General features: G+C 29.2%; 26 protein-coding genes. 10 read left to right on the top strand and 16 right to left on the bottom strand.

What is annotated here, in order from left to right:
- Positions 1-13: 13 nt before the first annotated feature.
- The 3 genes from GEMHA0001_RS04705 to GEMHA0001_RS04695 all read right to left on the bottom strand — a co-directional run bounded on the left by GEMHA0001_RS04705 (position 14) and on the right by GEMHA0001_RS04695 (position 3,309).
- Entirely contained in the window at positions 14-895 is an 882-nt protein-coding gene (locus GEMHA0001_RS04705) for an aspartate carbamoyltransferase catalytic subunit (RefSeq protein ID WP_003144695.1), read from the bottom strand.
- Between the two features lie 194 nt (positions 896-1,089).
- Positions 1,090-1,614, bottom strand: coding sequence for a bifunctional pyr operon transcriptional regulator/uracil phosphoribosyltransferase PyrR (gene pyrR, locus GEMHA0001_RS04700; protein WP_004264393.1), 525 nt, complete (start codon positions 1,612-1,614; stop codon positions 1,090-1,092).
- Positions 1,615-1,953: 339 nt separating this feature from the next.
- Entirely contained in the window at positions 1,954-3,309 is a 1,356-nt protein-coding gene (locus GEMHA0001_RS04695) for an ATP-binding cassette domain-containing protein (protein WP_004264328.1), read from the bottom strand.
- A gap of 208 nt (positions 3,310-3,517) precedes the next feature.
- On the opposite strand from GEMHA0001_RS04695, the gene GEMHA0001_RS04690 reads away from it, so the two are divergent.
- Together GEMHA0001_RS04690 and GEMHA0001_RS04685 are read left to right on the top strand one after the other, a co-directional pair.
- Positions 3,518-4,675, top strand: a complete 1,158-nt coding sequence (locus GEMHA0001_RS04690) for a M20 metallopeptidase family protein (RefSeq protein WP_003144672.1) — start codon at positions 3,518-3,520, stop codon at positions 4,673-4,675.
- 2 nt (positions 4,676-4,677) lie between these two features.
- Complete coding sequence (locus tag GEMHA0001_RS04685; RefSeq protein WP_003144652.1) at positions 4,678-4,959, top strand: peptidase dimerization domain-containing protein; 282 nt, start codon at positions 4,678-4,680, stop codon at positions 4,957-4,959.
- A 73-nt stretch (positions 4,960-5,032) separates the two neighbouring features.
- Here GEMHA0001_RS04685 and GEMHA0001_RS04680 read toward each other — a convergent pair whose 3' ends face one another.
- The 3 genes from GEMHA0001_RS04680 to GEMHA0001_RS09060 all read right to left on the bottom strand — a co-directional run bounded on the left by GEMHA0001_RS04680 (position 5,033) and on the right by GEMHA0001_RS09060 (position 7,216).
- A complete protein-coding gene (locus GEMHA0001_RS04680) occupies positions 5,033-5,617 on the bottom strand; it encodes a uracil-DNA glycosylase family protein (RefSeq protein WP_004264315.1) in 585 nt (194 codons plus the stop codon).
- A 16-nt stretch (positions 5,618-5,633) separates the two neighbouring features.
- Positions 5,634-6,989: a 23S rRNA (uracil(1939)-C(5))-methyltransferase RlmD gene (rlmD, locus tag GEMHA0001_RS04675; RefSeq protein ID WP_004264420.1), complete on the bottom strand. Its 1,356-nt coding sequence runs from the start codon at positions 6,987-6,989 to the stop codon at positions 5,634-5,636.
- A gap of 71 nt (positions 6,990-7,060) precedes the next feature.
- A complete protein-coding gene (locus GEMHA0001_RS09060; protein WP_003144715.1) occupies positions 7,061-7,216 on the bottom strand; it encodes an SE1561 family protein in 156 nt (51 codons plus the stop codon).
- Between the two features lie 244 nt (positions 7,217-7,460).
- Between GEMHA0001_RS09060 and cls the strand changes: the two genes are divergently transcribed.
- Together cls and GEMHA0001_RS04660 are read left to right on the top strand one after the other, a co-directional pair.
- Positions 7,461-8,978 carry a cardiolipin synthase gene (gene cls / locus GEMHA0001_RS04665; protein ID WP_003144703.1) on the top strand — a complete coding sequence of 506 codons (1,518 nt, stop codon included), beginning with the start codon at positions 7,461-7,463 and terminating at the stop codon, positions 8,976-8,978.
- A gap of 65 nt (positions 8,979-9,043) precedes the next feature.
- Entirely contained in the window at positions 9,044-9,982 is a 939-nt protein-coding gene (locus GEMHA0001_RS04660) for a foldase protein PrsA (protein WP_004264403.1), read from the top strand.
- Positions 9,983-10,103: 121 nt separating this feature from the next.
- Here the strand turns inward: GEMHA0001_RS04660 and pflA are convergent, their stop codons facing one another.
- The 4 genes from pflA to GEMHA0001_RS04640 form a co-directional block, all read right to left on the bottom strand.
- The gene (gene pflA, locus GEMHA0001_RS04655; RefSeq protein ID WP_004264295.1) at positions 10,104-10,901 is read right to left on the bottom strand and encodes a pyruvate formate-lyase-activating protein; all 798 of its coding nucleotides are present in this window, start codon (positions 10,899-10,901) and stop codon (positions 10,104-10,106) included.
- A 147-nt stretch (positions 10,902-11,048) separates the two neighbouring features.
- Entirely contained in the window at positions 11,049-13,289 is a 2,241-nt protein-coding gene (gene pflB / locus GEMHA0001_RS04650; RefSeq protein WP_003144656.1) for a formate C-acetyltransferase, read from the bottom strand.
- 424 nt (positions 13,290-13,713) lie between these two features.
- A complete protein-coding gene (gene msrB, locus GEMHA0001_RS04645) occupies positions 13,714-14,184 on the bottom strand; it encodes a peptide-methionine (R)-S-oxide reductase MsrB (RefSeq protein ID WP_003144661.1) in 471 nt (156 codons plus the stop codon).
- A 1-nt stretch (position 14,185) separates the two neighbouring features.
- Positions 14,186-15,040 carry a patatin-like phospholipase family protein gene (locus GEMHA0001_RS04640; RefSeq protein WP_004264425.1) on the bottom strand — a complete coding sequence of 285 codons (855 nt, stop codon included), beginning with the start codon at positions 15,038-15,040 and terminating at the stop codon, positions 14,186-14,188.
- 126 nt (positions 15,041-15,166) lie between these two features.
- Here GEMHA0001_RS04640 and GEMHA0001_RS04635 point away from each other — a divergent pair, with 126 nt between their 5' ends.
- The 6 genes from GEMHA0001_RS04635 to GEMHA0001_RS04610 all read left to right on the top strand — a co-directional run bounded on the left by GEMHA0001_RS04635 (position 15,167) and on the right by GEMHA0001_RS04610 (position 19,837).
- Positions 15,167-15,766 carry an NAD-dependent epimerase/dehydratase family protein gene (locus GEMHA0001_RS04635; protein ID WP_003144663.1) on the top strand — a complete coding sequence of 200 codons (600 nt, stop codon included), beginning with the start codon at positions 15,167-15,169 and terminating at the stop codon, positions 15,764-15,766.
- A gap of 300 nt (positions 15,767-16,066) precedes the next feature.
- Positions 16,067-16,966, top strand: a complete 900-nt coding sequence (locus GEMHA0001_RS04630; protein ID WP_004264382.1) for an ABC transporter ATP-binding protein — start codon at positions 16,067-16,069, stop codon at positions 16,964-16,966.
- The gene (locus GEMHA0001_RS04625; RefSeq protein ID WP_003144657.1) at positions 16,966-17,706 is read left to right on the top strand and encodes an ABC transporter permease; all 741 of its coding nucleotides are present in this window, start codon (positions 16,966-16,968) and stop codon (positions 17,704-17,706) included. The genes GEMHA0001_RS04630 and GEMHA0001_RS04625 overlap by 1 nt, the downstream gene beginning before the upstream one ends.
- A gap of 295 nt (positions 17,707-18,001) precedes the next feature.
- On the top strand, positions 18,002-18,868 hold the full coding sequence (locus GEMHA0001_RS04620; protein ID WP_233445913.1) for a sensor histidine kinase: 867 nt from the start codon (positions 18,002-18,004) through the stop codon (positions 18,866-18,868).
- A 15-nt stretch (positions 18,869-18,883) separates the two neighbouring features.
- Complete coding sequence (locus tag GEMHA0001_RS04615) at positions 18,884-19,483, top strand: response regulator transcription factor (RefSeq protein ID WP_003144665.1); 600 nt, start codon at positions 18,884-18,886, stop codon at positions 19,481-19,483.
- Complete coding sequence (locus tag GEMHA0001_RS04610; protein WP_004264385.1) at positions 19,484-19,837, top strand: hypothetical protein; 354 nt, start codon at positions 19,484-19,486, stop codon at positions 19,835-19,837.
- Positions 19,838-19,897: 60 nt separating this feature from the next.
- On the opposite strand, the gene GEMHA0001_RS04605 is transcribed toward GEMHA0001_RS04610, so the two are convergent.
- From GEMHA0001_RS04605 to GEMHA0001_RS04585, 6 genes are all read right to left on the bottom strand, one after another.
- Complete coding sequence (locus GEMHA0001_RS04605) at positions 19,898-20,548, bottom strand: MmcQ/YjbR family DNA-binding protein (RefSeq protein WP_003144722.1); 651 nt, start codon at positions 20,546-20,548, stop codon at positions 19,898-19,900.
- A 5-nt stretch (positions 20,549-20,553) separates the two neighbouring features.
- Positions 20,554-21,423 (bottom strand): glutathione S-transferase C-terminal domain-containing protein, encoded by an 870-nt coding sequence (locus tag GEMHA0001_RS04600; RefSeq protein WP_004264320.1) that lies wholly within the window; start codon positions 21,421-21,423, stop codon positions 20,554-20,556.
- 15 nt (positions 21,424-21,438) lie between these two features.
- Positions 21,439-22,398 carry a Gfo/Idh/MocA family protein gene (locus GEMHA0001_RS04595; RefSeq protein ID WP_003144725.1) on the bottom strand — a complete coding sequence of 320 codons (960 nt, stop codon included), beginning with the start codon at positions 22,396-22,398 and terminating at the stop codon, positions 21,439-21,441.
- A gap of 269 nt (positions 22,399-22,667) precedes the next feature.
- The gene (locus tag GEMHA0001_RS04590) at positions 22,668-22,958 is read right to left on the bottom strand and encodes a bacteriocin immunity family protein (RefSeq protein WP_003144667.1); all 291 of its coding nucleotides are present in this window, start codon (positions 22,956-22,958) and stop codon (positions 22,668-22,670) included.
- A gap of 16 nt (positions 22,959-22,974) precedes the next feature.
- The gene (locus GEMHA0001_RS09310) at positions 22,975-23,103 is read right to left on the bottom strand and encodes a hypothetical protein (protein ID WP_267902317.1); all 129 of its coding nucleotides are present in this window, start codon (positions 23,101-23,103) and stop codon (positions 22,975-22,977) included.
- A gap of 706 nt (positions 23,104-23,809) precedes the next feature.
- The gene (locus GEMHA0001_RS04585; RefSeq protein WP_004264491.1) at positions 23,810-24,454 is read right to left on the bottom strand and encodes a VTT domain-containing protein; all 645 of its coding nucleotides are present in this window, start codon (positions 24,452-24,454) and stop codon (positions 23,810-23,812) included.
- Positions 24,455-24,500 lie beyond the last annotated feature (46 nt).

The raw sequence follows: 24,500 nt of genomic DNA, 5'->3' as shown, positions 1-24,500 counted from the left end.
ATGCTTCTCCTCTTTATAAATTATTATCTTTAATTATTTTTTCTATCATTGCCTGTCTCATGAACATCCCATTTTTCATCTGTTCAAAGATTACTGATTTAGGTGCTTCAACTAGTTCCGAAGCTATTTCCATATCTCTATTAACAGGTGCCGGATGCATAACTATTGCTGATTCTTTTAATCTTTCATAGCGCTCTTTAGTTAATCCAAAGTTATTATGATATTCATCTTTACTTAGTCCCATTTTAGAGTCATGTCTTTCATGTTGAACTCTAAGTAGCATACAAACATCAACTTCGCCAACTACTTTATCGAAGTCTACTACTTCTCCAAGTGTCTCGTCTTTGAAAATGTCAGGACAAACAAATCTTACTCTTGCCCCTAATCTTGTAAGCATGTTGTAATTACTTCTTGCTACACGAGAATTTTTAATATCCCCTGCGATGATTACATTAAGATTTTCGAATGTTCCGAACTTCTCATACATTGTCATTAGATCAAGTAAACATTGACTTGGGTGTTCTCCACTACCATCTCCTCCACTTAAAATCGGAATATTCAAGTTAGTCAGTTCATTGTAGTAAGCATCTTGACCATGTCTAATAACCAACATATTGCAACCTAACATCTCTAATGTTTTACAAGTATCGTATAAAGTTTCACCTTTATTTACCGATGAAGTTGCTACTTCAAAATTAATAACATTTAATCTGTGTTTATGCTCAGCTACCTCAAAACTATGTTTCGTTCTAGTTGAGTTTTCAAAGAATAAATTTGCTATATATAAGTCTTCTCTTGGCTCTACTTGTTTACCATTTTTCAACTCTAAAGCTCTTTCTATCAGTTGATAAACTTCTTCATTTGTTAAATCCGACATTTTTACTATATTTCTCATAGTACTTCCTCCATTTTGTATAAAAAAATACCTTGTATCCATCTGGCTACAAGGTATGACTGTTCATCAACTATTAAATTCAAGTTATTATCTGGGCATAGTTATACCTAAATATAGCTATACTCAAATAAAGTATAAACTTTAAATTCAATCCCTTGTTAGCCTCTCTGGACTACCTTAAAAAGATTTTATATTTAAATTAATAATATTTCTTCAACATCATCTACTTCATTCAAATGAACTTTCACATTTTCTTTTCTTGAAGTAGGAATATTTTTTCCGATATGATCTGCTCTAATTGGCAGCTCTCTATGTCCTCTGTCTACAAGAATCGCAAGGCGAATTGCTTTTGGACGACTAGCATCCATAATAGCATCTATCGCTGCTCTTACGGTTCTTCCTGTATAAAGAACATCATCTACAATAATTACAACTTTGTTTGTCAAATCAAGTTTAAAACGTGAAACTTTTATTTCCGGTTCTTCACTTATTTTTTCTAAATCATCTCGATAGAATTTTATATCAAGTGTTTCTACTGGAATATTAGTATTTTCAATTTCTTTGATTTTTTGTTTCAATCTTTTGGCGATATGAATCCCTCTAGTTTGAATACCTACTAAAACAATATCATCTAATTTATTTTGTTCGATTATTTCATTAGCAATTCTGGTAATCATTCTAGAAATCATTGTTTCGTCGAAAAGAATTCGTTTTTTCATACTTCACCTCAAAAAAAAGCCTACTCTATTGAGCAGGACAGCATAAATAAACTTGGTTTTCCAATTAATAAATCTTTGCTGACCTCTCTGGATCACATTAAAGATGTGTTATTCAAATTATCAATATTATATACCATAATATGAGATTTGTCAAATTTATAATGGATTATTGGAGCAATTAAATGTCTCCAATAATCCACTTTTCTTTTTATTCATCTTCATCCTTTTCTTTCCATCTAGCACTAGCAAACTCAGCTCAAACGAAACCTAATATTAAGAATGCAGCTATAATAATTTTTATCATAATTGTCCTCATAAATAGTTTCATTATTTTATAATTTATTCGAATTTCAGTACTTCTTTATTCGTAATGTTTATAACCTTAGTTGCAACATTATCGATAAATTCCATATCGTGACTGACCATAATTAGTATACCAGGATATTTATTTAATATCTTCTCTATCGCTTCTATCGCAACAACATCTAAGAAGTTAGTTATCTCATCTAATAACAGTACGTCTGTTTTTCTAAAAAGTAAACTTACAAAATAAAGTTTAACTTTCTCCCCTTTGCTTAAAACTGATATCTTCTTATTGATATCATCACCTCTAAAATTTAGTAAAGCTAGTATATTTCTAAGTTCTATAACATCTAGTGTAGTAGATTCTTTCACAAATTCAAACAATGTTTTTTCTTCTTTAAAAATATCGAAGTTATTTTGTTCAAAATATGCTACTTGTAAAGAAATAGGAATGGACTCTTTCACATAATTTAGAAAAGTAGTTTTCCCCGAACCGTTTTTTCCTTTAATTAAAATCTTATCACCACTAGAAAAAGAAAAACCAGGTGATGACCAGAGAAACTTCCCATCTATTTCACAGCTTTTCGCATCAATACAAAAACTCTTGTTATGAGTTTCCTTAAATATCTCTAAAAATTCAATATCATACTTATCTTTTAATGGCTTAGGTTTAATATTAGCCTGCAACTTATCTTCTTGTCTTGATATTTTTTTCTGTAACCTTTTTTCGTTTTTTGAAATTTTATTTTTTACACTTATAATTCTATAATCTGATCCACTCATGTTCTTTGGCTTTCCAGATTTCTTCTTCTGTTCCTCTTTCATCTCTTGGATGCTTTTCTTTATCTTCTTAACTTCTTTATTGTACTTTTGCAGTTCAGCCTCATATTCAGTATTTTCAATTTCTTCTTGTAGCTTGTACTCATGATAATTTCCATTAAATTCTCTCACAGTATTACTTTCGATTATCCATAACTTAGTACAAACATTATTTAAGAAATTTCTATCGTGACTTGCTATACAAAAGGTCGCTGGAGTTCTTTTTATAAGATTAGCTATTTTGTTAGCATTATTATAATCTAAGTATGTTGATGGTTCGTCTAGTAAATATAATTCAACATTTGATAATAAACTACCTCTAATCTTGTTCACAACAACTTCCCCTCCACTTTTTTTAAGAAGAGAATTTTCTCCAAATTCTAAAAACTCTGATGAAATGTTATTTTCATCTTTAAGATAGTCATCTATATATTTTAACAGAGTTGTCTTCCCTGAACCATTTTTCCCTATTAAACCAATAATATCACCAGTATTTATACTCAATTTTTCAATTTTGAATAATATCTTCCCTTGTTTTTCAAACTCTATGTTTTTAATATTTAATATTTGCATACATAAACTCCTTTTTAATAAAATCTCTCTATTAATCTAATGTATCCATGTTCCCACCCCCGAATTGAGTTTTACTAGTATCTATTTTATCCATATTATATCAAAAATAAAAAACAATTGAAAACATTTTCTTTAATAATTCTCTATTAATTAAAATATTTATGCTATAATTGTATTTATAATTAATAAAAGTAATCTGGAGGTTTTTATGATTGAAAAAATTATACAAGATGAACTTGAAAAATTTTATCCAGAAATGATTGAACTTCGTCGCTATATGCATATGCATCCTGAAGTTTCATTTAACGAAAAAAATACAGCGAGATTCATTAAAGAATATTTAGAAAAAATTGGTATTACTAATATTAAAACAAAAGTCGGCTTAAATGGTGTAGTTGCAAGAATAAAAGGACAAGATTCTTCAAAAACAATCGCTTTTCGAGCAGACTTTGATGCTCTACCTATAAATGATGCAAAAGATACTCCTTACAAATCTACAATTCCTAATGCAATGCATGCTTGTGGGCACGATGGACATACAACTGCATTACTTGCAACATGTAAAGTTTTAATGGATTATCAAAAAAAACTTCCTCACGATGTTGTCGCAATTTTCCAATACGGAGAAGAACAAGCTCCAGGTGGAGCAAAACCTATGATAGATGCTGGTTGTTTACAAGGTGTTGATGCAATATTCGGTGCCCATCTTTGGACACCACTTCCACTTGGAACATTAGGCTATAGTTATAGTGAACTGTGTGCCGCTGCAGATAGATTCGAAGTGAAAATCAACACTAAGGGAAATGCAAATATTATTGCTGCAGAATTTGTTAGTATGACTCAACAAATAGTTTCACGATTTTCTAAACCGAGAGAGACACTTGTTATCACTTTAGGAAAATTAGAGAGTTCTATTGAAGAAGCAAGTATTACTGGAACTATTAGACATTTCAATAAAGAACTTCATAAAATGGTGCTAACTAAACTTCAAAACTTATGCAAAGCTCTAGAAAATGAATATTCTGGTACTAATATAGAATTTATCTACTACGGAGGTTATCCACCTCTTATAAATCATAAAAAAGGAACAGTAGAAATACAAAAAGCAACCTCTAAGATTCTTCCAGATATTAAACAGTTGGAAATTGAACCGTTAATGATCGGTGAAGATTTTGCTTATTACGTTGAAGAAGTCCCAGGAGCATTTTTCTTAATCGGTGCCGGTAATTCTACATTCGCTAAGTATCCACACCATCATCCAAATTTTGATTTTGAAGAAGAAGTCATGAAACAAACAGCTTCAATATTCTTAACACTAGCCTTTGATTCCGCTAATGTAATTAAAAATCTTAAGGAGGAACAATAGATATGCATACATATTTAGTTAATATTTTTGGTAAAGGTGGACACGGAGCCGAACCTCACGAAGCTATTGATGCTACTATTATAGCTAGTGAATTTGTACGAAAAACTACAAAATATAAAAATATAGAGATAATCTCTGTAAAAAGCGGTGATGCTTTTAATGTAATCTCTGGTAAGGCAGAAATTAACTTAAAAACAGATAATTTAGAACAATTAGAAACAATACTATCTTCGCTGCTTATATATTACGGTGAGCAGAATAGATTTGAAATAATAGAAAATTAAAAAGACTGAGAGTAACTCGAAATCAAGATTTCATAGAAATCTTCAAGTTACCTCAGCTTTTATTTTTAATAATTTATTTCTGTAGTATTTCCTTCACCCTTTTTTTCAGTTCTGGCACTACTTCTTGAATAAACCATGGATTTTTATTATGCCAATGGAAATTTAATGGTGAAGGATGAACAATTGGGAAATAACGTGGCAAGTACTGTTTATAATTATATACAGTTTCCGTTAAGTTCTGTTTTTTTTCATTTCCCAAGTAGTAATCTTGTGCATATTTTCCCACAAGAACAATAAGTTCTAGATTAGGCATGAGTTCCAAAACTTTAACATGCCATTTTGGGGCAAAGTTTTTTCTTGGTGGTAAATCCCCACTTTTACCTTTACCAGGATAATAGAAATCCATTGGAACTACACCTATTAAACCAGATTTATAAAATATTTCATCATCTATTCCCATCCACTCGCGAAGTTTAACCCCACTTTTATCATTGAAGAAGATCTTACTTTCTTGAGCTTTAATACCAGGAGCTTGACCTATGATTAATATTTTAGCTGTTTTTGGCGTAGAAAATAACGGTTCAATTCCTACATCCGTGTATTTTTTATTATCACTATCTACCATTATCTCTTGTTTCAATTGTTCAAAACTATCCATATTTTTCCTCTGAAAATTATTTTCTAATTAATTCAACTACCGCTTCAACTGCCGCTGTTCCTGGGAACATGTCTACTGGTTGAATACGTCTAATTTTATATTTTCTTGTTAACACTTTTAAGTCACGTGCTAATGTAGATGGATTACAGCTTACATAGACAATTTTCTTAGCTTCAACTGCCAATAGGTTTTTAGCTAATGGTCCAAGACCTACACGCGGCGGATCTACTATTGCAACATCAAAGTTGATTCCTTTTTTCTTCCAACGTGGAACTATTTTATTAGCATCTCCTGCAACATAAGTACAGTTTTTTAGGTTGTTTAATTTAACATTGTCATTAGCGTCTTCTATAGCAGCTGGAATAATATCAACACCGTATACTTCTTTACAGTTACGGCTAACATATTGCCCAATTGTTCCAACCCCACAATATGCATCTAATACAACATCTGTTTCTTTCAGCGCAGCAAATTCAACTACTTTATCATAAAGTTTTTTAGTTGCCGGTGGGTTTAATTGGAAAAATGACTTAGCTGAAAGTTCATACTTAGTATCTCCTATTTTTTCAACGATATAATCTGAACCATATAATGTAACACTTTCTGTTCCCATTACCAAATGATCTTTGTCATTAGTGATATTTAGTATTATACTTTTAACGATTCTTTCACGCTTAAGTTCATTAACGACCTTATCCATATTCTTAATCTTATCAGTATTCGCTACGAAAGTTACTTGAACATCCCCATTATAGAATGAAGTTCTTGTTGCAATATATTTCACACCGTAATTCTTTTTATTTGTAGAGATCTCTACTTTATATTTTCCTAGTAACTTCTTAGCTAAGTTCGTTATTTTATTACCATTCTCATGTAATGCTAAATCTTCATTAATTTCTACTAAATCGTTAGAACCTTCTTTATATAACCCTGCAATAACTCGCCCATTTCTAACAGCTAGTGGAAATTGATTTTTATTACGATACCCTTCTGTTACAGGACTCGCTAACGTTTTTAGTACTAATTTATCAGGTTTTGGTAGTCTATAATACTTATCAAATGCATCTAATAAAATTGTACGTTTATATTCTAATTGTTTTTCATAGCTAACATGAGCTAAGCCGTATGCTCCACTTTCTGCATATTCGCGTTTAATTTCTACTCTATGTGGGCTTGGTTCTTTTACTTTAACAAGTTTCCCAATAATGTATTTTGGTGTCTCCTCAACTATTTCACAAACAATAACCTCATCAGGTAAAGCACCTTTTACAAAAGTAATTTTCTTTTTATAATATCCTATACCCTCACCATTAATACCAATTTTTTTTATTGTAAGTAAGACGTTTAATCTTTTTCCGTTTTTATTTTTCATCGTATCCTCATTCATAAAGATAAGCTGAGTAAAAGCAAAACACTCCCACTTCAGCTTATCCAATTCTACTATTATTTTATAGTTTTAATTTCGTTATCTAATTCTTCTACTAATGCAATTAATCTGTCAATTTGAGTTAAATCAACTTTTTCAGGTTCAATATTTTCTAACTCGCTTGCAAAATCTTCAAATTTTGTTTTTAATTCTTCTAAAATATTATTAGGCATAACATTCTCCTTTTTTGTTCTCTATTCCATTATAATATAAATTCATAAAAATTCAACTCATAACACAAAAATTAATAAATTATTTTATCAGCATAATATTTAGTATTTATTCAAAAATACTCTATATTTTTCATTTTAGTGTTAAATAAATTATTATCAGCTTAAAGAACACATTGTTTATGTAAATAATATCATTAGACATTTAAGGCGTTTTAAGGTACTATTAAGTTAGGAGTGTTATATTATGAATCATATAAATTTACAATTATCAAATATTAATATTTCTAGTATTTTTTATTATATTACTTCTATTTTTAATGATATAAATTTTGATATCGTGTTAACAATTTTCTTAATTATTAATACTTTATTGGCATTTTCAATAGTTTTTCTAGAGTATCAAACTACTACATCATCTTGGGCATGGATATTAGTATTATTCTTAATACCTTACCTAGGTTTTATCCTTTATTTAATATTTGGACGACCTATATATAGAGAAAAAATCTTTCCATGTTCAGATGAAGAAAAAATTAGATATCAACAAAACTTATTAAAAAGAACTGTTCCTTATGAAATTACCAAAAACGAACAAGTAATTTATAAACACAGGAATCTAATAGAATTAAATTTTGAAACTGATAAATCATTCTTGTCTAAAAAAAATAAGATACAGATTATTACAGATGGAAAAGAAAAATTCAGATTACTTTTTGAAGATATAAAAAACGCCAAAAACTATATACATATTCAATATTATATTTTAAAAAAGGATGGTATTGGAAAACAGCTCTTCAGTCTTCTAGAACAAAAACTTTTAGAAGGTGTCGACGTATATATTCTTTATGATGATATTGGTTCAAGAAAATTAAGTATTTCATCGTTAAAACAATTAACAAAAAACAACGCTAAAATAAAAAGATTCTTCAAATCTAAATTTCCACTTATCAATTTCCGTATGAATTACAGAAACCACCGAAAAATAGTTACAATCGATGGTAATATCGGTTATACGGGAGGATTCAATGTTGGTGATGAATACCTAGGATTAGATAAAAAATTTGGTTATTGGCGAGATACTCACCTTAGAATTGAAGGAGAAGCGGTAGGTTCTTTAGAATATCGTTTTATAGATGATTGGAATTCACAGACAACAAAAAAAACTGATCAACTTAAATTAACGGCTGAACACGTTGCTACAGCAGTAGATAATTATCTACCTATTCAGTTAGTTTCCAGTGGCCCAGATAATAAACTTCAAAAAATTAAATATAGTTATCTATATATGATTTCAAAAGCAAAAAAATATATCTACATCCAATCACCTTACTTTATTCCTGATGAAAGTGTTATGGATGCATTAAAGATGGCAATATTATCTGGAATTGATGTTAGAATTATGGTACCTAATAAACCTGACCACATTTTCGTTTATTGGGCTACATACTCATTTATTGGTGAGCTTGCAGAATTAGGTGCAAAAACTTATATCTACGAAAATGGATTTATTCATACTAAAATGATTATTATCGACGATGAAGTATCAAGTCTCGGTAGTGCAAACTTCGATTATAGAAGTTTCAAACTTAACTTTGAACTAAACGCATTTATGTATGATGATAAAACCACAAAAGAATTTAGAGATATATTCTTAAATGATATAGAAAAATCAACCCTAATATCATTCTCTAAGTATCAACAAAGAAGTTTACTAATAAAAATTAAAGAAGCGTTCGCAAGACTGATATCACCGATTCTTTAGTTGTTTTATATTGAAAAATATGATATATTAATACATATGTATAATACATAGGAGGACAAATTTTAATGAAGAAATTTAAAAAAGCTATTTTACCTATAGCATTAAGTATTTCTGTTATAGGATTAGCAGGATGCTCTGCTGGAGGAACAAAATATATCTCTAGTAAAGCAGGAGATGTTACAGAAAAAGATATCGTAGAAAGTATTGGTGCTAGCCAACTTTCTAAAACAGCTACAAGTATGATGATTCAAAAAGTACTTTTAGACAAATATAAAAATAAAATTGATCAAAAATCAATCGATGAGCAACTTCAAAAAGCTCAAGAACAATACGGTGGTAAAGATAAATTTGAACAACTTTTAAAACAACAAGGATTTACACTTGATAAATATAAAGATGGATTAAAAGTTAAAGCTGCTCAAACATTATTAATCAACGATTACGCTGGTACAAATGACGAGAAACTAAAAGAAAGCTACGAAAAAAATAAACACCAATATCACCTAGCGCACATTCTTATAAGTGTTAAAAGTGAATCAAATCCAAACGGATTAAGTGATGAAGAAGCTAAGAAAAAAGCTGAAGACGTTCTTAAAAAGCTTAAAGATGGTGGAGATTTCGCAACTTTAGCTAAAGAAAACTCAAATGATACTGCAAATGCTTCAAACGGTGGAGATTTAGGTTGGTCTTCTAAAGAAGATAACTCATTTGTTAAAGAATTTAAAGATGCTGCTTATGCATTAAGTAAAGACAAAACTTCTGATGTTGTTAAAACTTCATTTGGATACCACATCATTAAAGTATTAGATGAAAAAGATTCATCATTTGATGAATTAAAACCAGCATTAGCTGAAAAAGCTGCTGAAGAAGCTGTTAAGAAAGATACTACAATCGTTAGTAAAGCTCTTAAAAAATTATTTGAAGAGTACAATGTAAAATCAAGCAACAGTGATGTTGAAGCATATATTAAATCTATGCTAGAAGGTACTGCTGCAGCTCAATAATAACAACAATACAAATATGACTATAAGAACTCGTACTTATAGTCATATTTTTTATAAAAAAATGAATAATTCAAAAGTCATTTCTAAACGATACGACTTCTAATTACCCACTTTTAATTATTTAACTTATATCATATCTTGCACCTAAGATTTCGATAGCATTTTTTATTCTATCTTTTGTCGGCGGATTAATATCGTTCAATTCATATTCTATTCCTAATTCTTTATATTTGAATTTGGCCATATCATGATAAGGTAGGACTTCAACACGTTCAACTCCTTGTAACGTATCTATATATTCACGAAGTTTTTGTAGATAATAATCATCATCTGTCCATTGCGGAACAAGTACATGTCTTATCCACATTTTCGCCCCATGTTCACTTAGGAAATTAGTAAATTGAATAATATTTTTATTAGTTCGTTTTGTCAAACGCATATGATGTTCATCATCAATATGTTTAATATCCACTAAGAATAGATCTGTTAATGAAATTAATTCTAAAACTTTTTCATTCATACTTGGAGCATTTACATAAAAACCTCCACAAGTGTCAACACACGTATTAATATCTAGTTCCTTTAGTTTTCTAAAAAGTGCTAGAATAAAATCAATTTGTAGAAGCGATTCTCCTCCACTTACTGTAACTCCTCCACCATCACTAGCCTCAAAGAAATCACGATATTTCACTATCTCTTTCGTTAATTGATCCACTGTCATAACTTTAGCATCAGGATTTTGCATCTTCCAAGTATCTGGATTATGGCAGTATTTACATCTTAACATACACCCTTGAAAGAATACTACATATCTTATTCCAGGACCATCAACATTTCCGAAAGATTCTACTGAGTGAACATTAGCTGTCAATTCTTTTTTTTCTTCTGCAGAATTTATTTCTACTTTTTCCATTTCCATATGCGACTTCCTCCTTTTGCCATTCTGTAGTTTAATTATATCGTATTCATCGCTATTCTGTAAACACTTTTACAATAATACTTATATTTTATTAATCTAAAAAAGTGGAGGCCTATAGCCTCCACCTTCTTTTAATTATTTACTTAATTACATGAATTGGTGCATTGTACGGCTTAATACGTCACGTTGTTGTTCTGGAGTTAAACTGATTAGACGTACAGCGTATCCTGATACACGAATTGTGAAGTTTGGATAATCTTCTGGAGATTCAATAACTTTAAGTAATGTTTCTTTATTAAATACGTTAGTATTTAAGTGGTAACCACCTTTTTTGAAGTATCCGTCCATCATTGCTGTTAAGTTTTTAATTTGATCTTGTTTAGTTTTACCTAATGAGCTTGGTGTGAATGCAGCAGTTAAACTGATTCCATCACGGCTGTATTCATATGGTAATTTAGCAACAGAGCTTAAGCAAGCTAGAGCTCCGCTTTGGTCACGTCCGTTCATTGGGTTCGCACCTGGAGAGAATGGTTCTCCTGCACGACGTCCATCTGGAGTGTTACCAGTTTTCTTACCGTATACTACGTTTGAAGTAATAGTTAAGATAGAAGTTGTAGTTTCATCTGCACGATAAGTTTCATGTTTTTTAAGTTTAGTCATGAACACTTTTAGTAATTCAACAGCGATTTCATCTGCACGATCATCGTTGTTACCAAATGTTGGGAATTCACCTTCAACTTTGTAGTCTACAGCTAATCCAGTTTCATCTTCAATTGGAGTAACTTTAGCATATTTAATAGCTGATAAACTGTCTACTGCTACTGAGAATCCAGCAATACCTGTTGCCATGAATCTTCTAACTTTAGTATCGTGTAATGCCATTTCTAAGCTTTCGTAAGAGTATTTATCGTGCATGTAGTGGATTACATTTAATGTATTGATGTACAGTTTACATAACCATTCCATGAATACATCAAATTTAGCCCAAACTTCATCATAGTTTAATACACCACGTAGAGGTTCAGTTTCAGGTCCAACTTGGATACCTAATTTTTCATCACGTCCACCATTGATTGTGTATAATAAAGCTTTTGCTAAGTTAGCACGAGCTCCGAAGAATTGCATATCTTTACCAGTAGTCATACCACTTACACAACATGCGATAGATTTATCACAAGTTCCTAAGAAGTCTGCTAATAACTCATCACTTTCGTATTGAATAGCACTGTGGTTGATTGAAGATTCAGAACAGTACTCTTTGAATCCTGTTGGTAGTTTAGTTGACCAAAGGATTGTTAAGTTTGGCTCAGGAGAGTTACCCATGTTATCTAATGTGTGGATAAAACGGAAGTCTGTTTTTGTTACTAATGATCTTTCAGCATCTAACATTTCTCCAACGATTAATGTAGCCCAAATTGGATCTCCAGAGAATAATTGGTTGTAGTCTGGAGTACGAGCGAATTTAACACAACGTAATTTTAATACTAAGTGGTCAATTAATTCTTGAGCTTGAGATTCGTTAATTGTTCCATCTTGTAAATCTCTTTCGATATAAATATCTAAGAATGTAGCAATATTACCGATTGACATCGCAGCACCATTTTGTTGTTTGATTGCTGCTAAGTACCCGAAGTATAACCATTGAACTGCTTCTTTAGCATTTGTAGCTGGTTCAGAAATATCAAATCCATAGATTTTAGCCATTTCTTTTAATTCACCTAAAGCACGAATTTGTTCATTAACTTCTTCACGGTCACGGATTACGTGTTCAGTCATTACACCATCAGCACCGATTTTAGCTAAATCTTCTTTTTTCCATGCGATAAGTTGATCAACACCATATAAAGCTACACGACGGTAGTCCCCGATAATACGTCCACGTCCATATGCATCTGGAAGTCCAGTGATAACACCAGATTTTCTTACTAAACGCATTTCTGGAGTATAGGCATCGAATACACCTTGGTTGTGAGTTTTACGGTAGTCAGTGAAGATTTTAATAACTTCTTCATCTACTTCATAACCATATGCTTTACAGCTGTTAACAGCCATGTTAATACCACCGAAAGTCATTAAAGCACGTTTAAGTGGTTTTTCTGTTTGTAATCCAACGATTTGTTCTAAATCTTTTTCGATGTATCCTGGTCCGTGAGAAAGGATAGTTGAAGGAATACTAGTATCCATGTCTAATGTTCCACCAGCTAAACGTTCTTGACGCATTAAATCATTGAATTTTTCTACTAATTTTATAGTAGCTTCTGTTGGCCCAGCTAGGAAAGAAGAATCTCCTCTATACTCTGTGTAGTTAGATTTAATGAAATCTACTAAATCCACTTCTGTTTGCCATTTACCACCAACGAATGCTTTTTTTTCTGCAACTGTTGTCATATTAATGTCACTCCTTAAAAATTTTTATTATAATATGTGATAAATAAATTTATTAATTAAACTATTTGTTACACTCTTAGTGTACCCCAACCATATTATTAAGACAATATTTTTCTTATTCAATTTGTGGACATTTTGTGAACTCTAGTACTAATACAGCCATTTTCGTTTCATACAATTTCAATTATTTTTCTTATTATTTTCAAAAACCTAAATTTCAAATACTGATGCAAAAGTTATGAAAACGCTAAATAATGAGCTTTGATTTTAAAATAGTATTTAAAATCCTTTATATAACTGTTATGACACTGTTATTATTTAACTAACTTTCTATTAGTATAAATATACCAAAAATAACATTATTTTAAATAAAATCATTGAGACAATCGATACACTATATCAATTATCCCAATGTATTATAAATTTATTCAAATAGTTTTTTCATTTCTATATATCCTTCTTTTTCTAAATCTTCTTTCTTAATAAATCTTATTGACGCACTATTAATGCAGTATCTAAGTCCTCCCAACTCAGTAGGACCATCAGGAAATACATGCCCTAAATGAGCATCTCCTACTCTACTTCTTACTTCTATTCTTTCTACATAATGTGAATTATCTTTGTAATATCTAGTAACTTCTTTTTCTATTGGTTTAGAAAAACTTGGCCATCCGCACTGAGATCTAAATTTATCTTTCGAAGAAAATAATGGTTCACCTGTTGTTATATCTACATATATTCCTTCTTCAAAACTATCCCAATATTGTCCAGTATATGGACTCTCAGTTGCACTCTCCATAGTAACTGCATATTCTAAATCCGATAATTCTTTTTTCAATTCATCTTTTGATTTTCTTTCAAATTCTTCTGGATTAATTTTAATTTCTTCACTCATTTTATTTATCTCCTTTATAACTTATATATTCTTTTAAATCTTCTATTATATGATTTCCATCTTTTACCCCTAAATTATACACGTGGTTTAGTTTTTCAATATCTTTTTCAAGTCGCTTTACGTTAATATCTTCACTAGGTCTTATGACAAATACTTTCCCTTGTTTTTCTAACTCAATTATTTTCTCTACTGTTTCATTATAATGTTTGTATCTATTTTCTAATTTTTCAACTAGATGAGGATAATTTTTATAGAACATTTTAAATTGTATACTTGTTGATCTTTTCTTTCTATATGTGATGGGTCTTGTTAGTATAACAATTATTTTATCGTAATTTTGTTTTTCAAAAAAATCTATAGGTATACTATTTGCTATTCCTCCATCAAGATATTTTTTTCCATCTACTTCTATTATTTCTGAAATAAATGGTAATGCAGAAGTGGCTCTTAAAGTCTCCATTTGCAGATAAGGATCATGGATTTTTATAAACTCCGCTTCCCCATTTTCAATATTAGTTACTGTCGCATAAAAATTTGTATTTGATTCTTTAAACGTTTTATTATCAAATACATCAAGTTGAAAAGGAAGTTTATAATATGTAAAATCCTTATTAATCAAGTTTCCAGTTTTTATCCAACTTTTTAAACTCATATATCTCTTATCATTTATATAATTAACATTGTAACGAAGTGCTCTTTTAGGTTGCTTAGAAACATAATTCACTCCAAACAGCGTTCCTGCTGAAACACCTACGATATCTGTAACCTCTATATTATTTTCCAAGAACACGTCAAGGACACCAGCTGTAAATAGTCCTCTCATTGCTCCACCTTCTAATACTAAACCTACTTTCATTCAATCACACTCCTTTTTAAATTGATACTATTATATCATCTTTTATTCATTAGTTTAAATAAATTTACTTGAGTTTTAAGTTATGTTATTATTTAAAACAAATATAATTTTCAACAAGAGGTATTTATGAACATATTACTGATCGGTGGTAATGGCTTTGTAGGCCAAGCATTAATTAAAGAATTCACAGAAAACAAAGTAAAAGTTAGCTACTTATCTAGAGCACAAAACCACTCTATCACTAGAGAAGAAGTAACATGGATACAAGGAGATATTTTTGATTTTGATAATATAATGATTAAAGAATGCTACGATATAGTCATTCATTTAATTGGAACAATTAAAAATAAAAATCTATATTCTAAACTAAATACAGAAAGTGTGGAACAGACAATTAAATTATGTCAAAAACACAATATCAATAAACTCGTCTACTTTTCTGCAAACGGTGGCTTCAGACAATATATTGAAAGCAAGGTTGCTGGAGAAATATTAGTAAAAGATTCAAAACTAGATTACCTAATAGTACGCCCAGGTCTTATATACGGTAAAGACAGACTTACCTCTTATTTCAATATATTACCGATTAAATTCTTTTCAAAATTAGGTATGCCATTTTTCAAAAATGTTTATCCTCTTCCAGTTGAAAAAGTAGCAAAGTCAGTAGTTAAATCTATTCTTAACAATACTGATTCAACTATTATTGAAATAAAAGACATGAAATAACTATATACACCGACTTAAAGGGAGTGATTCAAAAATCATGATTTTGAAGAAATCGATTTTGTCGAGTCACCCCCACAAAGTTTATTAGATATCTAAAAAGCTTTTATAAAGCGTATTTAGATATCAATAAACCACTGCGTCTATGAGTTTTCATATACACTTTGTTAAAATTTAGGGCTTTTGGGTTCGCCCCTTAAGTCTATTTTTTATGACATTTGTCATATTACTTTATGACATTACCTACTAAAAGACACTCTCCTACTTTGATATAATTTAATTATCAAAGGAGAGGTGATCTAAATGTCATTAAATAATATTATAAAAGTAAAAAATATAACAAAAACAATTAAAGGGAAAAACATCTTAAATGATATTTCTTTTGAAGTGAATTCTGGTGAATGCATTGCTTTAATTGGACCTAATGGAGCTGGTAAGACTACCCTAATGAATTGTCTATTAGGAAATAAATTTATCAATTCAGGATCAATAAAAATTAATTCTCTAAATCCGGGCAACCAAAAACTAAAAGAATTTCTTAACATACTTTCTCAGGAAAATGTTGTTCCTGAAAAACTAAAAGTAAAAGAACTACTAGATTTTATACAGAAATTATATAAGAATCCATTAACAAATGAAGAAATCGATGCACTTTTAAGATTTGATGAGTCTCAAAAAGATAATTTCGCTTCTAAATTATCAGGTGGGCAAAAAAGATTATTATCTTTTATTATTACATTAATAGGAAGACCAAAATTAATTTTCTTAGATGAACCAACAGCTGGAATGGATACATCAACACGTATCAGATTTTGGGAAATTGTGAATAACTTAAAAAATAAAGGTTTAACTATTATTTATTCATCACACTACATTGAAGAAGTAGAACATACAGCAGATAGAATCTTAGTTCTAAATAAAGGGAAACTAGTTCGTGATACTACTCCACATGCTATGCGTGCTGAAGAAATTGAAAAATACTTCACACTACCTATAAAATATCTAAATTTATTGAAAGATAGTGATATTATAAATAATTTAGAAATAAAAACAGATAATATTAATTTCTTAACAAAGAAACCGGATGAAATATGGAACATATTACACCAAGCTGGTTGCACGTTTAAAGAAATTGAAATTCAAAATAGAACTTTATTAGATAGTATTTTTATAACAACTAAAGATAACGGAGGAGAGAAATAATGAAAAATCTTACCAACTTATTAAACATAGAATTTATATTCATAAAAAGAAACTTAACTAATTTTATTATGGGATTAGGTTTTCCAGTTATCTTCTTTATCCTATTTTCTGGAATGCAGCAATTCGATGATCCTGAAACAAAGGTACGCGTAGTAAAAGATATGCTTATTTCAATGACCGCATTCAGCAGTATAAGCTTCGCTTTATTTTCTCTTCCTATTTCAATAAAAGAGGATGAGAAAAATAATTATCTACACATATTAAATAATTCTCCTATAAAAATATCTGAATATTACCTTGCTCGTTTTATTCGTCTAATAATTACATTTATTATATCAATAGTTGTTGTATTTGCTGTTGGTCATATCTTTAGGGGCGTTAATATGACAGCTCGTGAATGGTTTATGTCAGCTATTCTTATGCTTATCGGTAGTATTACATTTTTAGGTATGGGATTACTTCTATCCCTTATTAAATCAGAAGAAAAACTTTCGTTACTTGCTAATATATTATACCTAGGACTTGCTATGTTAGGAGGACTTTGGTGGCCTGTTTATCTTTTCCCAGAATGGTTACAAAATATATCTAAACTGACACCAACCTACTATCTATTAGAGTTCGTTAATAAATATATTAAAGAAGATATTTTCTCTTATAAAGCTCTAGCTATACTTCTAGCCTACTCAATTGCATGTATAATTGCTACATTGGTAATAAAAAACAAAAGAGAATCAAAATAATAACATAAGAGTGTGGATATATTATTCACACTCTTAGATTATTGTGGTATTATTAAAGAATAAGGAGGCTGAAATGTATAAAAAATTACTAAATTTATTGAAGGGAAATTATGGGTTTTATCTATCTTTGGTATTTTTTATATTCCCACTTGTATATGTTATTAGTGGAAGTTATCCAAAATATACATTACCCTTAACTATTCTCGCCATCGCTTCATATATAGGAATGTTATATACAAAAAATAGAGTTCTTGTTTTTATAGAATGGTTTTATTTAATTGCTTATATCAGTTACATGACCATTGTTTTATATCCAACGAACATTCTATTTAGTTTTTATTTAAGTAATCTACTTGTTTGGCATTTTCATGATAAGTATTTTACATACAGAACAATTAGTTTTTTCATAACAATAAATGCCCTAACATTATATATGATTGCTAATCCCAAAATAAATATTGCAGATAGAATAATCCTATTTATTTTTTCTTCCATATGTATCATAACTTATTTTACCCAAAAATATGGCTATGAAAGAAATAAACTAAAAAATGAGCGTTTAAAACACAATGAACATATTAATCTGCTACTTGCTGAAAATGAAAGAAATAGAATTGGACGTGACTTACATGATAGTATCGGCCATACCTTTGTTATGCTAAAATTAAAAGCAGAACTAGCTGAAAAATATTTAGAAAAAAATAATATTGAAGCAGCCAGAAATGAACTTAAAGAAATCAGTGAAATCAGTAGTTCTTCTATGACAGAAACGCGATCTATAATTAATAAGCTTAAATATAGAAGTATTAATGAAGAATTAAAAGTTATTTCAGATATAATGACAATGGCTGATATTTCGTTAGGTATTGAGAATAATATAACTACGCTACCATCTCAGCTTGTTGAATGGACTATTACAATGGTACTAAAAGAATTAACGAATAATGTCATTAAACATAGTAATGCTAATAAATGCAATATTGAAATAAATGAATCTAATAGCAACTACACTGTTATTATCTCTGATAACGGTAATGGTTTTGAAAATATTAACGGAACTGAACTTTCATCTATAAGAGAAAGAATTAAACTAGTTAATGGAGTAATAAATATAATATCAAAAAAATCTCCCACAACTATCGAAGTAACAATCAGTAAATAACAACAGGAGGACAATATGAAATTACTTATCGCTGAAGATCAAAGTATGTTACGAGATGCAATGTCAACATTATTATCAATGGAAGATAGCGTTGAGAGTGTACTTCAAGCTAAAGATGGAAAAGAAGCAATAAATTTAATTTCTACTAATGATATAGATGTAGCTATACTTGATGTAGAAATGCCTGAAGCAACAGGACTAGACGTACTAGAATACATTCGTAGTAATAATATACATTGTAAAGTTATTATTGTGACAACTTTTAAACGTATGGGATATTTTGAACGCGCCATAAAAAATAACGTAGATGCCTATGTACTAAAAGATCGCTCAATAGATGAACTTATGAAAACAATTAACAACGTCTTAGCAGGTAACAAAGAATACTCACCTGAACTAATGGAAAATATCTTCAATAGTCACAATCCATTAACAAATCAAGAAAAAATTATTCTTTTAAAAATTAAAGAAGGATTACCAAATAAAGAGATTGCTAATGAACTGTTTTTATCGGAAGGAACTATCAGGAATTATATTTCTAACATTCTTACAAAATTAAACTGCAAAAACAGAACAGAAGCTGTAAAAAAATCTACCGAGGAAGGATGGCTTTAGATGACAAGAAAACTCGCTATAAGATTATCATTACTTTCGTCAATTATATACATAGCACTAACAATACTATACTTTACAAGTATAATATCAAAAATTAACCATTCTGACAGTCCTAGTGCAGGCGCTGGTTTAGGAATGCTACTTGCATTTCTAATACCACACTACTTTATGCTCTTAATAGCTATTATTTTTAATATTGTTATCTCATTAATAAAATTCACGAAAAATTATTTAATAATTATAAATATTATATTATATATCATCTCTGGTGCGTTAGGGATTTATATTGGATTTTTCTTTATTATTTCTATTATTTTCCAAATAATATTCTTGATAATTGCATACAATAAATAGAAAAAGGAACAACTCTAAATCATAATTTTTACAAATTGATTTTTAGTTGTTCCTGTTATTTTATTTGACTAAAGAATAGCTCATATCTATTAATTCTTTTATTGTCTCCAATTTGATATTTTTATCTAACACTATACTAATCCAATGCTTTTTATTCATATGATATGCTGGGAAAATATTTTTATTATCAATAATTTCTAATATTTTATCCGTTGGATATTTTACATTTGAAATTTTCACTTTAGTTGTAATATCTGTATTTTTATTCAATTTATTATATTCTACATCCAGAAACAAGGCATACCATTTATTTTTTTCATTTATAAATGCCAATATATCGGGATGTTTTTTAAAAGGATTAACATGATTTTCACCGTATTTATTATTACAATAGTCGATGATTTCTGAACTTATTTTTCCTGATTCATCAGCTAACCCTAATATTGAACTTAGTAGTTTCTCTACATGTTCTCTAATATTTTGAACCGTTTCACCTACAGCACTATCTACACTAAATAATGAATAAATCTCATCAAATTCTAAATCATAGACTTCTATCAAAAATTGACTATCAACATATACTATTTCTATTAGAAAACTATTGTCTAAAATTTCTTTTCGATATATTAGTTTTTCCGCTTCTTCCTTAAATCCATACTGTAAAAGTTTTTCTTTTGAGAAGTTATATTCCTCTACATCTATAATCTTCATATTTATTATTTGAATCTGCCTCTATCGTGACTTTGATTCCACTTATCTACTTCTGGTCCTTTTGGTACAATAGTTTTACCTGCTGATACATAATATCCGACCTTAATTGCTTCAAAATCTGTTGTAGAGCCGAATCCTGGTGTTTGATATAAATCTTTTAAATAGTTGAAAATGTTAGGATATTCCTCAATTCTCTTTTTATTCGCAGAATATAATCCATAATAAACGACATCAAAACGAATCATAGTAGTATAGAAACGAATATCTGTTTCTGTTATTGTATTACCATGGAAGTATCTTTGATTTGATAAACGTTTCTCAAATACATCCATCATATCGAAGAATCTATCGAATGCCTCATCATATTTTTCTTGGCTTTCAGCAAATCCCATTCCATATACACCATCATTAATAGCTACAGCTAATTTTTCATTCCACTCATCAATTTGATCAGCAAGATATTCAGGATATAAATCTATTCCGTCTTTCTTATGTAGTTTACTAAATACTGTCGCGAATTCATGAAGTAACTCAGCTGATTCTTTTCTAACTACTTTTCCTGTAGTTACATCAACAAGTACCGGCACTGAATACGGTCCTTCATAATCTGAATCACTATTTAAGTACACATCTTTAATTTTTGATTGTTTTAAAACTGGATCTAACCCATCTTTATCTAAGCTAAATTGCCATCCTTCTTCTCCACGACGATAATCCAATGTTCCTAAACTAATCGCATCATCTAACCCTAGTATCTCTCTTGCTATAACCGCTCTATGTGCATATGGGCAGACTGCAGTCCAAAACAATCTATATCTTCCTTTCTCTATAGGTTGCTCCTCTGTTCCAAATGGTTTACTAAAAAATTTTTTCATGTGATTTTCTCCTTTTTAGTTTTCTATAAATTTTTTCGCTTTTTCATAAATATACATAACATTTAAAGTATGTTCTTTTTGATTATTCATGAATTTAAAATCTTTATTATTTATAACTTCAACGAATTTTTTAAACTCAGCAAACATTCTGTGTGAATGAATATTATTATTTTCATTTATAAAATTATCTTTTGTTTGAATACTGTAATTAGGAACTTCATTTGTAGGACCAATAACTTTAATTATACCTTGATCACCTTGAATATTGACATAACTATTATTAAAAGTATCTTTAGCTGCAATGCACACTACTTTAAAGTTATCATATTCTAATAGAAGAATACCAGAAGTATCCACATCATTGACTATATTAGGTGCATAATGTACTTTATTAGGTTTATCAAACAATCCAACAACAAAATGAATATTATAAATATTTAAATCTCCAAGTACTCCTCCACCTTTACTCTTATCAAAAACTGGAGCTATTACTCCATTTTTAAATGCTTCGTATCTTGAAGAAAGTTGAGAAAAATTACACTCAACAAGTCGTATTTCTCCAATATTATCAATATTGTCTTTTATATCAAGATAATTTTTTTGATATTGATTTGTTATTGCTTCAATTAATATTAATCCTTTGTCTTCAGCTATTCCAAACAATTCTACAGCTTCGTCATACTTTAACGTAAAAGGTTTCTCGCAAATAACATTTTTACCAGCTTCTAGAGCCTTCTTAGCGACTGTATAATGCAAGTTATTTGGAACTGCAACATAAATCGTATCAATCTCTTTATTTTCAAGACAAAGATCAATATCAGTATATATTTCTTTAATATTATATTTGTTTTGTAATTCTTTTAAATTTTCAATATTTCTAGCTGTTATAGCTTCTAATTTAATTTCTGGAAGTTCATGAGCAAAAGATAAGAAATCTTTCACTATCATTCCAGAACCAACAATTCCTAGTTTCATGTTTCCCTCCAAATTACTCAACATAGTTCTTTAATTATAACTTGTTAACATCTAGCTAGCAAATTTTTTGCAAAAAAAAAGAAGCTTATTCAAGCCTCTTTAATAAGTTTCTAATTTCGTCTCCCTCAACCATAACTTTATCCTACATTACTACACTAGACTTATAAAAAAAAACCTAAGGAATGGAGTCCTTAGGTCTTTACTCTATGCAACATACTAACTAATTGCTTTATATACATATTTTACACTGTTTTCTTTGATTTTACAAATTATTTTTTTAATATAGAATCAAATAAATAAAATCCTATAGAATTATTAGTAAATCTACTAATTTTAGTCATAAAAATACCACCATTACTAGAAATACTTTTTTGTCGTGCTAAATAAGCTAAAGCAGGTGCTAATTGAAATAAAACTGCTTCATAATATTCATTTTCTTTTTCAATTAACAAAATAGCTTTCTTATACAATTCTCTCTCTTTTATTCCAACCTCTTTATCTAATATCAAATTATATAAATCAATTAAAATTTCTTCTTCTTTAGGAGAATAATCAAACATATAAAATTCCTAATAATTACCAATTAATAGTTGGTTCCAGTGGTAAACCACCACCATCATTCGCAATAGTAGTATTATTATACTGAGAAAAAGTAGTAACTTCTATTCTTCCTTTTGCATCAGCTATATTAAAATTTAAAAACATACTACCTGATAATAATAAAACAAAAAATAATTTCTTTTTCATAATAATAGAACCTTCTTTCTGTTATTTTTTAGAAAATTTAACATTTTTTAAGATATTAGAAATGGATTGTTAGATTTATTATATAGTAAAATAATAAAAAATACAAGTCTTTTATTTAATTTTTTAAAACGTTTGCAAATCATCTAAACCATTTTTTAGCTTATACTTTCTTATATTTTTCAATTTTTTGTCTTCTTTGTTTATAAAATTTATCAAATACTTTAATAAATTATTGTACTTCTTTTAGTTCTATATTTTGTTTTTTCAGAATATCAACTATAGTCCAATAATTAATTTAACTTTGAATTTATCTCCGTATCAAATTTGATAGATTGTTTTATTTTTTATATTTAGTTATCTTCATACTGGCAAGGGGCTGACTCAAAAGTCCTAAATTTTAACAAAATGTATATGATAATTCATAGACGCAGTGGTTTATTGATATCTAAATTCGCTTTATAAAAGCTTTTTAGATATCTAATAAACTGTGCTGGGGTGACTCGACAAAATCGATTTCTCCGAAATCACGATTTTTGAGTCACTCCCTTACTTTTTTGTATAACAAAATGTACAAATATTTCTTTTGTAACTACTTTCTTAATTAATAAAAAATAATTAGTATGGATTTTTCTCATCCACACTAATTATTATACACCCTATTATTTTATGCTTTTTTTCTAGATTTAATTGCTCCAATAACTAAAGGAATTAAACTAATTAAAACAATAGCAATTACTACTACTGAGAAGTTTTTCTTAACAAATGAAATATTTCCGAAGAAGTACCCTACTGATATAAATAATGTACACCAACAAAGTCCTCCAAAGAAATCTATCACTCTAAATTTAGAGTATTTCATTTTACCAGCTCCTACGATAAATGGAACAATCGTACGGATAATCGGGAAAAATCTCGCTAAGAAAATAGATTTCCCTCCATGTTTTGCTACAAAGTTTTCAGCGTCTTTTATATTCTCATCAGACACAAATTTTTTAAACCACGCTTTACTCTTTAAATAATCAGAGAAGTTTCTTCCAATAAAATAGTTACAATTATCACCGATTACTGCAGCACTTACACATAAGAATAATAATAAAAAGATGTTATTCCCTGTTGCTGCCCATAATGCTCCACTAGCAAATAATAATGAGTCACCTGGTAAAAACGGCATGAATACAACACCAGTTTCGATAAAGATAATTAAGAAAATTATCCCATACATCCACCATGGACCGTGTTGAATCATTAATTCACCAAGATGCTTGTCAATATGCAATACAAAATCAATTAAAAATTTAATTGTTTCCAATGTAATCCTCCTAAAATAAATATGTTCTAATGATTATACCATAGAG

Origin of the sequence: Gemella haemolysans ATCC 10379 (genome assembly GCF_000173915.1) — a bacterium.
GTDB lineage: Bacteria > Bacillota > Bacilli > Staphylococcales > Gemellaceae > Gemella > Gemella haemolysans.
This window is presented reverse-complemented; position numbering and strand designations above follow the sequence as displayed.

Excerpts from the sequence above, each read along its gene's own strand:
- GEMHA0001_RS04705 (WP_003144695.1), bottom strand. The coding sequence starts at position 895 with ATGAGAAATATAGTAAAAATGTCGGATTTAACAAATGAAGAAGTTTAT.
- pyrR (WP_004264393.1), bottom strand. The coding sequence starts at position 1,614 with ATGAAAAAACGAATTCTTTTCGACGAAACAATGATTTCTAGAATGATT.
- GEMHA0001_RS04695 (WP_004264328.1), bottom strand. The coding sequence starts at position 3,309 with ATGCAAATATTAAATATTAAAAACATAGAGTTTGAAAAACAAGGGAAG.
- GEMHA0001_RS04690 (WP_003144672.1), top strand. The coding sequence starts at position 3,518 with ATGATTGAAAAAATTATACAAGATGAACTTGAAAAATTTTATCCAGAA.
- GEMHA0001_RS04685 (WP_003144652.1), top strand. The coding sequence starts at position 4,678 with ATGCATACATATTTAGTTAATATTTTTGGTAAAGGTGGACACGGAGCC.
- GEMHA0001_RS04680 (WP_004264315.1), bottom strand. The coding sequence starts at position 5,617 with ATGGATAGTTTTGAACAATTGAAACAAGAGATAATGGTAGATAGTGAT.
- rlmD (WP_004264420.1), bottom strand. The coding sequence starts at position 6,989 with ATGAAAAATAAAAACGGAAAAAGATTAAACGTCTTACTTACAATAAAA.
- GEMHA0001_RS09060 (WP_003144715.1), bottom strand. The coding sequence starts at position 7,216 with ATGCCTAATAATATTTTAGAAGAATTAAAAACAAAATTTGAAGATTTT.
- cls (WP_003144703.1), top strand. The coding sequence starts at position 7,461 with ATGAATCATATAAATTTACAATTATCAAATATTAATATTTCTAGTATT.
- GEMHA0001_RS04660 (WP_004264403.1), top strand. The coding sequence starts at position 9,044 with ATGAAGAAATTTAAAAAAGCTATTTTACCTATAGCATTAAGTATTTCT.
- pflA (WP_004264295.1), bottom strand. The coding sequence starts at position 10,901 with ATGGAAATGGAAAAAGTAGAAATAAATTCTGCAGAAGAAAAAAAAGAA.
- pflB (WP_003144656.1), bottom strand. The coding sequence starts at position 13,289 with ATGACAACAGTTGCAGAAAAAAAAGCATTCGTTGGTGGTAAATGGCAA.
- msrB (WP_003144661.1), bottom strand. The coding sequence starts at position 14,184 with ATGAGTGAAGAAATTAAAATTAATCCAGAAGAATTTGAAAGAAAATCA.
- GEMHA0001_RS04640 (WP_004264425.1), bottom strand. The coding sequence starts at position 15,040 with ATGAAAGTAGGTTTAGTATTAGAAGGTGGAGCAATGAGAGGACTATTT.
- GEMHA0001_RS04635 (WP_003144663.1), top strand. The coding sequence starts at position 15,167 with ATGAACATATTACTGATCGGTGGTAATGGCTTTGTAGGCCAAGCATTA.
- GEMHA0001_RS04630 (WP_004264382.1), top strand. The coding sequence starts at position 16,067 with ATGTCATTAAATAATATTATAAAAGTAAAAAATATAACAAAAACAATT.
- GEMHA0001_RS04625 (WP_003144657.1), top strand. The coding sequence starts at position 16,966 with ATGAAAAATCTTACCAACTTATTAAACATAGAATTTATATTCATAAAA.
- GEMHA0001_RS04620 (WP_233445913.1), top strand. The coding sequence starts at position 18,002 with ATGACCATTGTTTTATATCCAACGAACATTCTATTTAGTTTTTATTTA.
- GEMHA0001_RS04615 (WP_003144665.1), top strand. The coding sequence starts at position 18,884 with ATGAAATTACTTATCGCTGAAGATCAAAGTATGTTACGAGATGCAATG.
- GEMHA0001_RS04610 (WP_004264385.1), top strand. The coding sequence starts at position 19,484 with ATGACAAGAAAACTCGCTATAAGATTATCATTACTTTCGTCAATTATA.
- GEMHA0001_RS04605 (WP_003144722.1), bottom strand. The coding sequence starts at position 20,548 with ATGAAGATTATAGATGTAGAGGAATATAACTTCTCAAAAGAAAAACTT.
- GEMHA0001_RS04600 (WP_004264320.1), bottom strand. The coding sequence starts at position 21,423 with ATGAAAAAATTTTTTAGTAAACCATTTGGAACAGAGGAGCAACCTATA.
- GEMHA0001_RS04595 (WP_003144725.1), bottom strand. The coding sequence starts at position 22,398 with ATGAAACTAGGAATTGTTGGTTCTGGAATGATAGTGAAAGATTTCTTA.
- GEMHA0001_RS04590 (WP_003144667.1), bottom strand. The coding sequence starts at position 22,958 with ATGTTTGATTATTCTCCTAAAGAAGAAGAAATTTTAATTGATTTATAT.
- GEMHA0001_RS09310 (WP_267902317.1), bottom strand. The coding sequence starts at position 23,103 with ATGTTTTTAAATTTTAATATAGCTGATGCAAAAGGAAGAATAGAAGTT.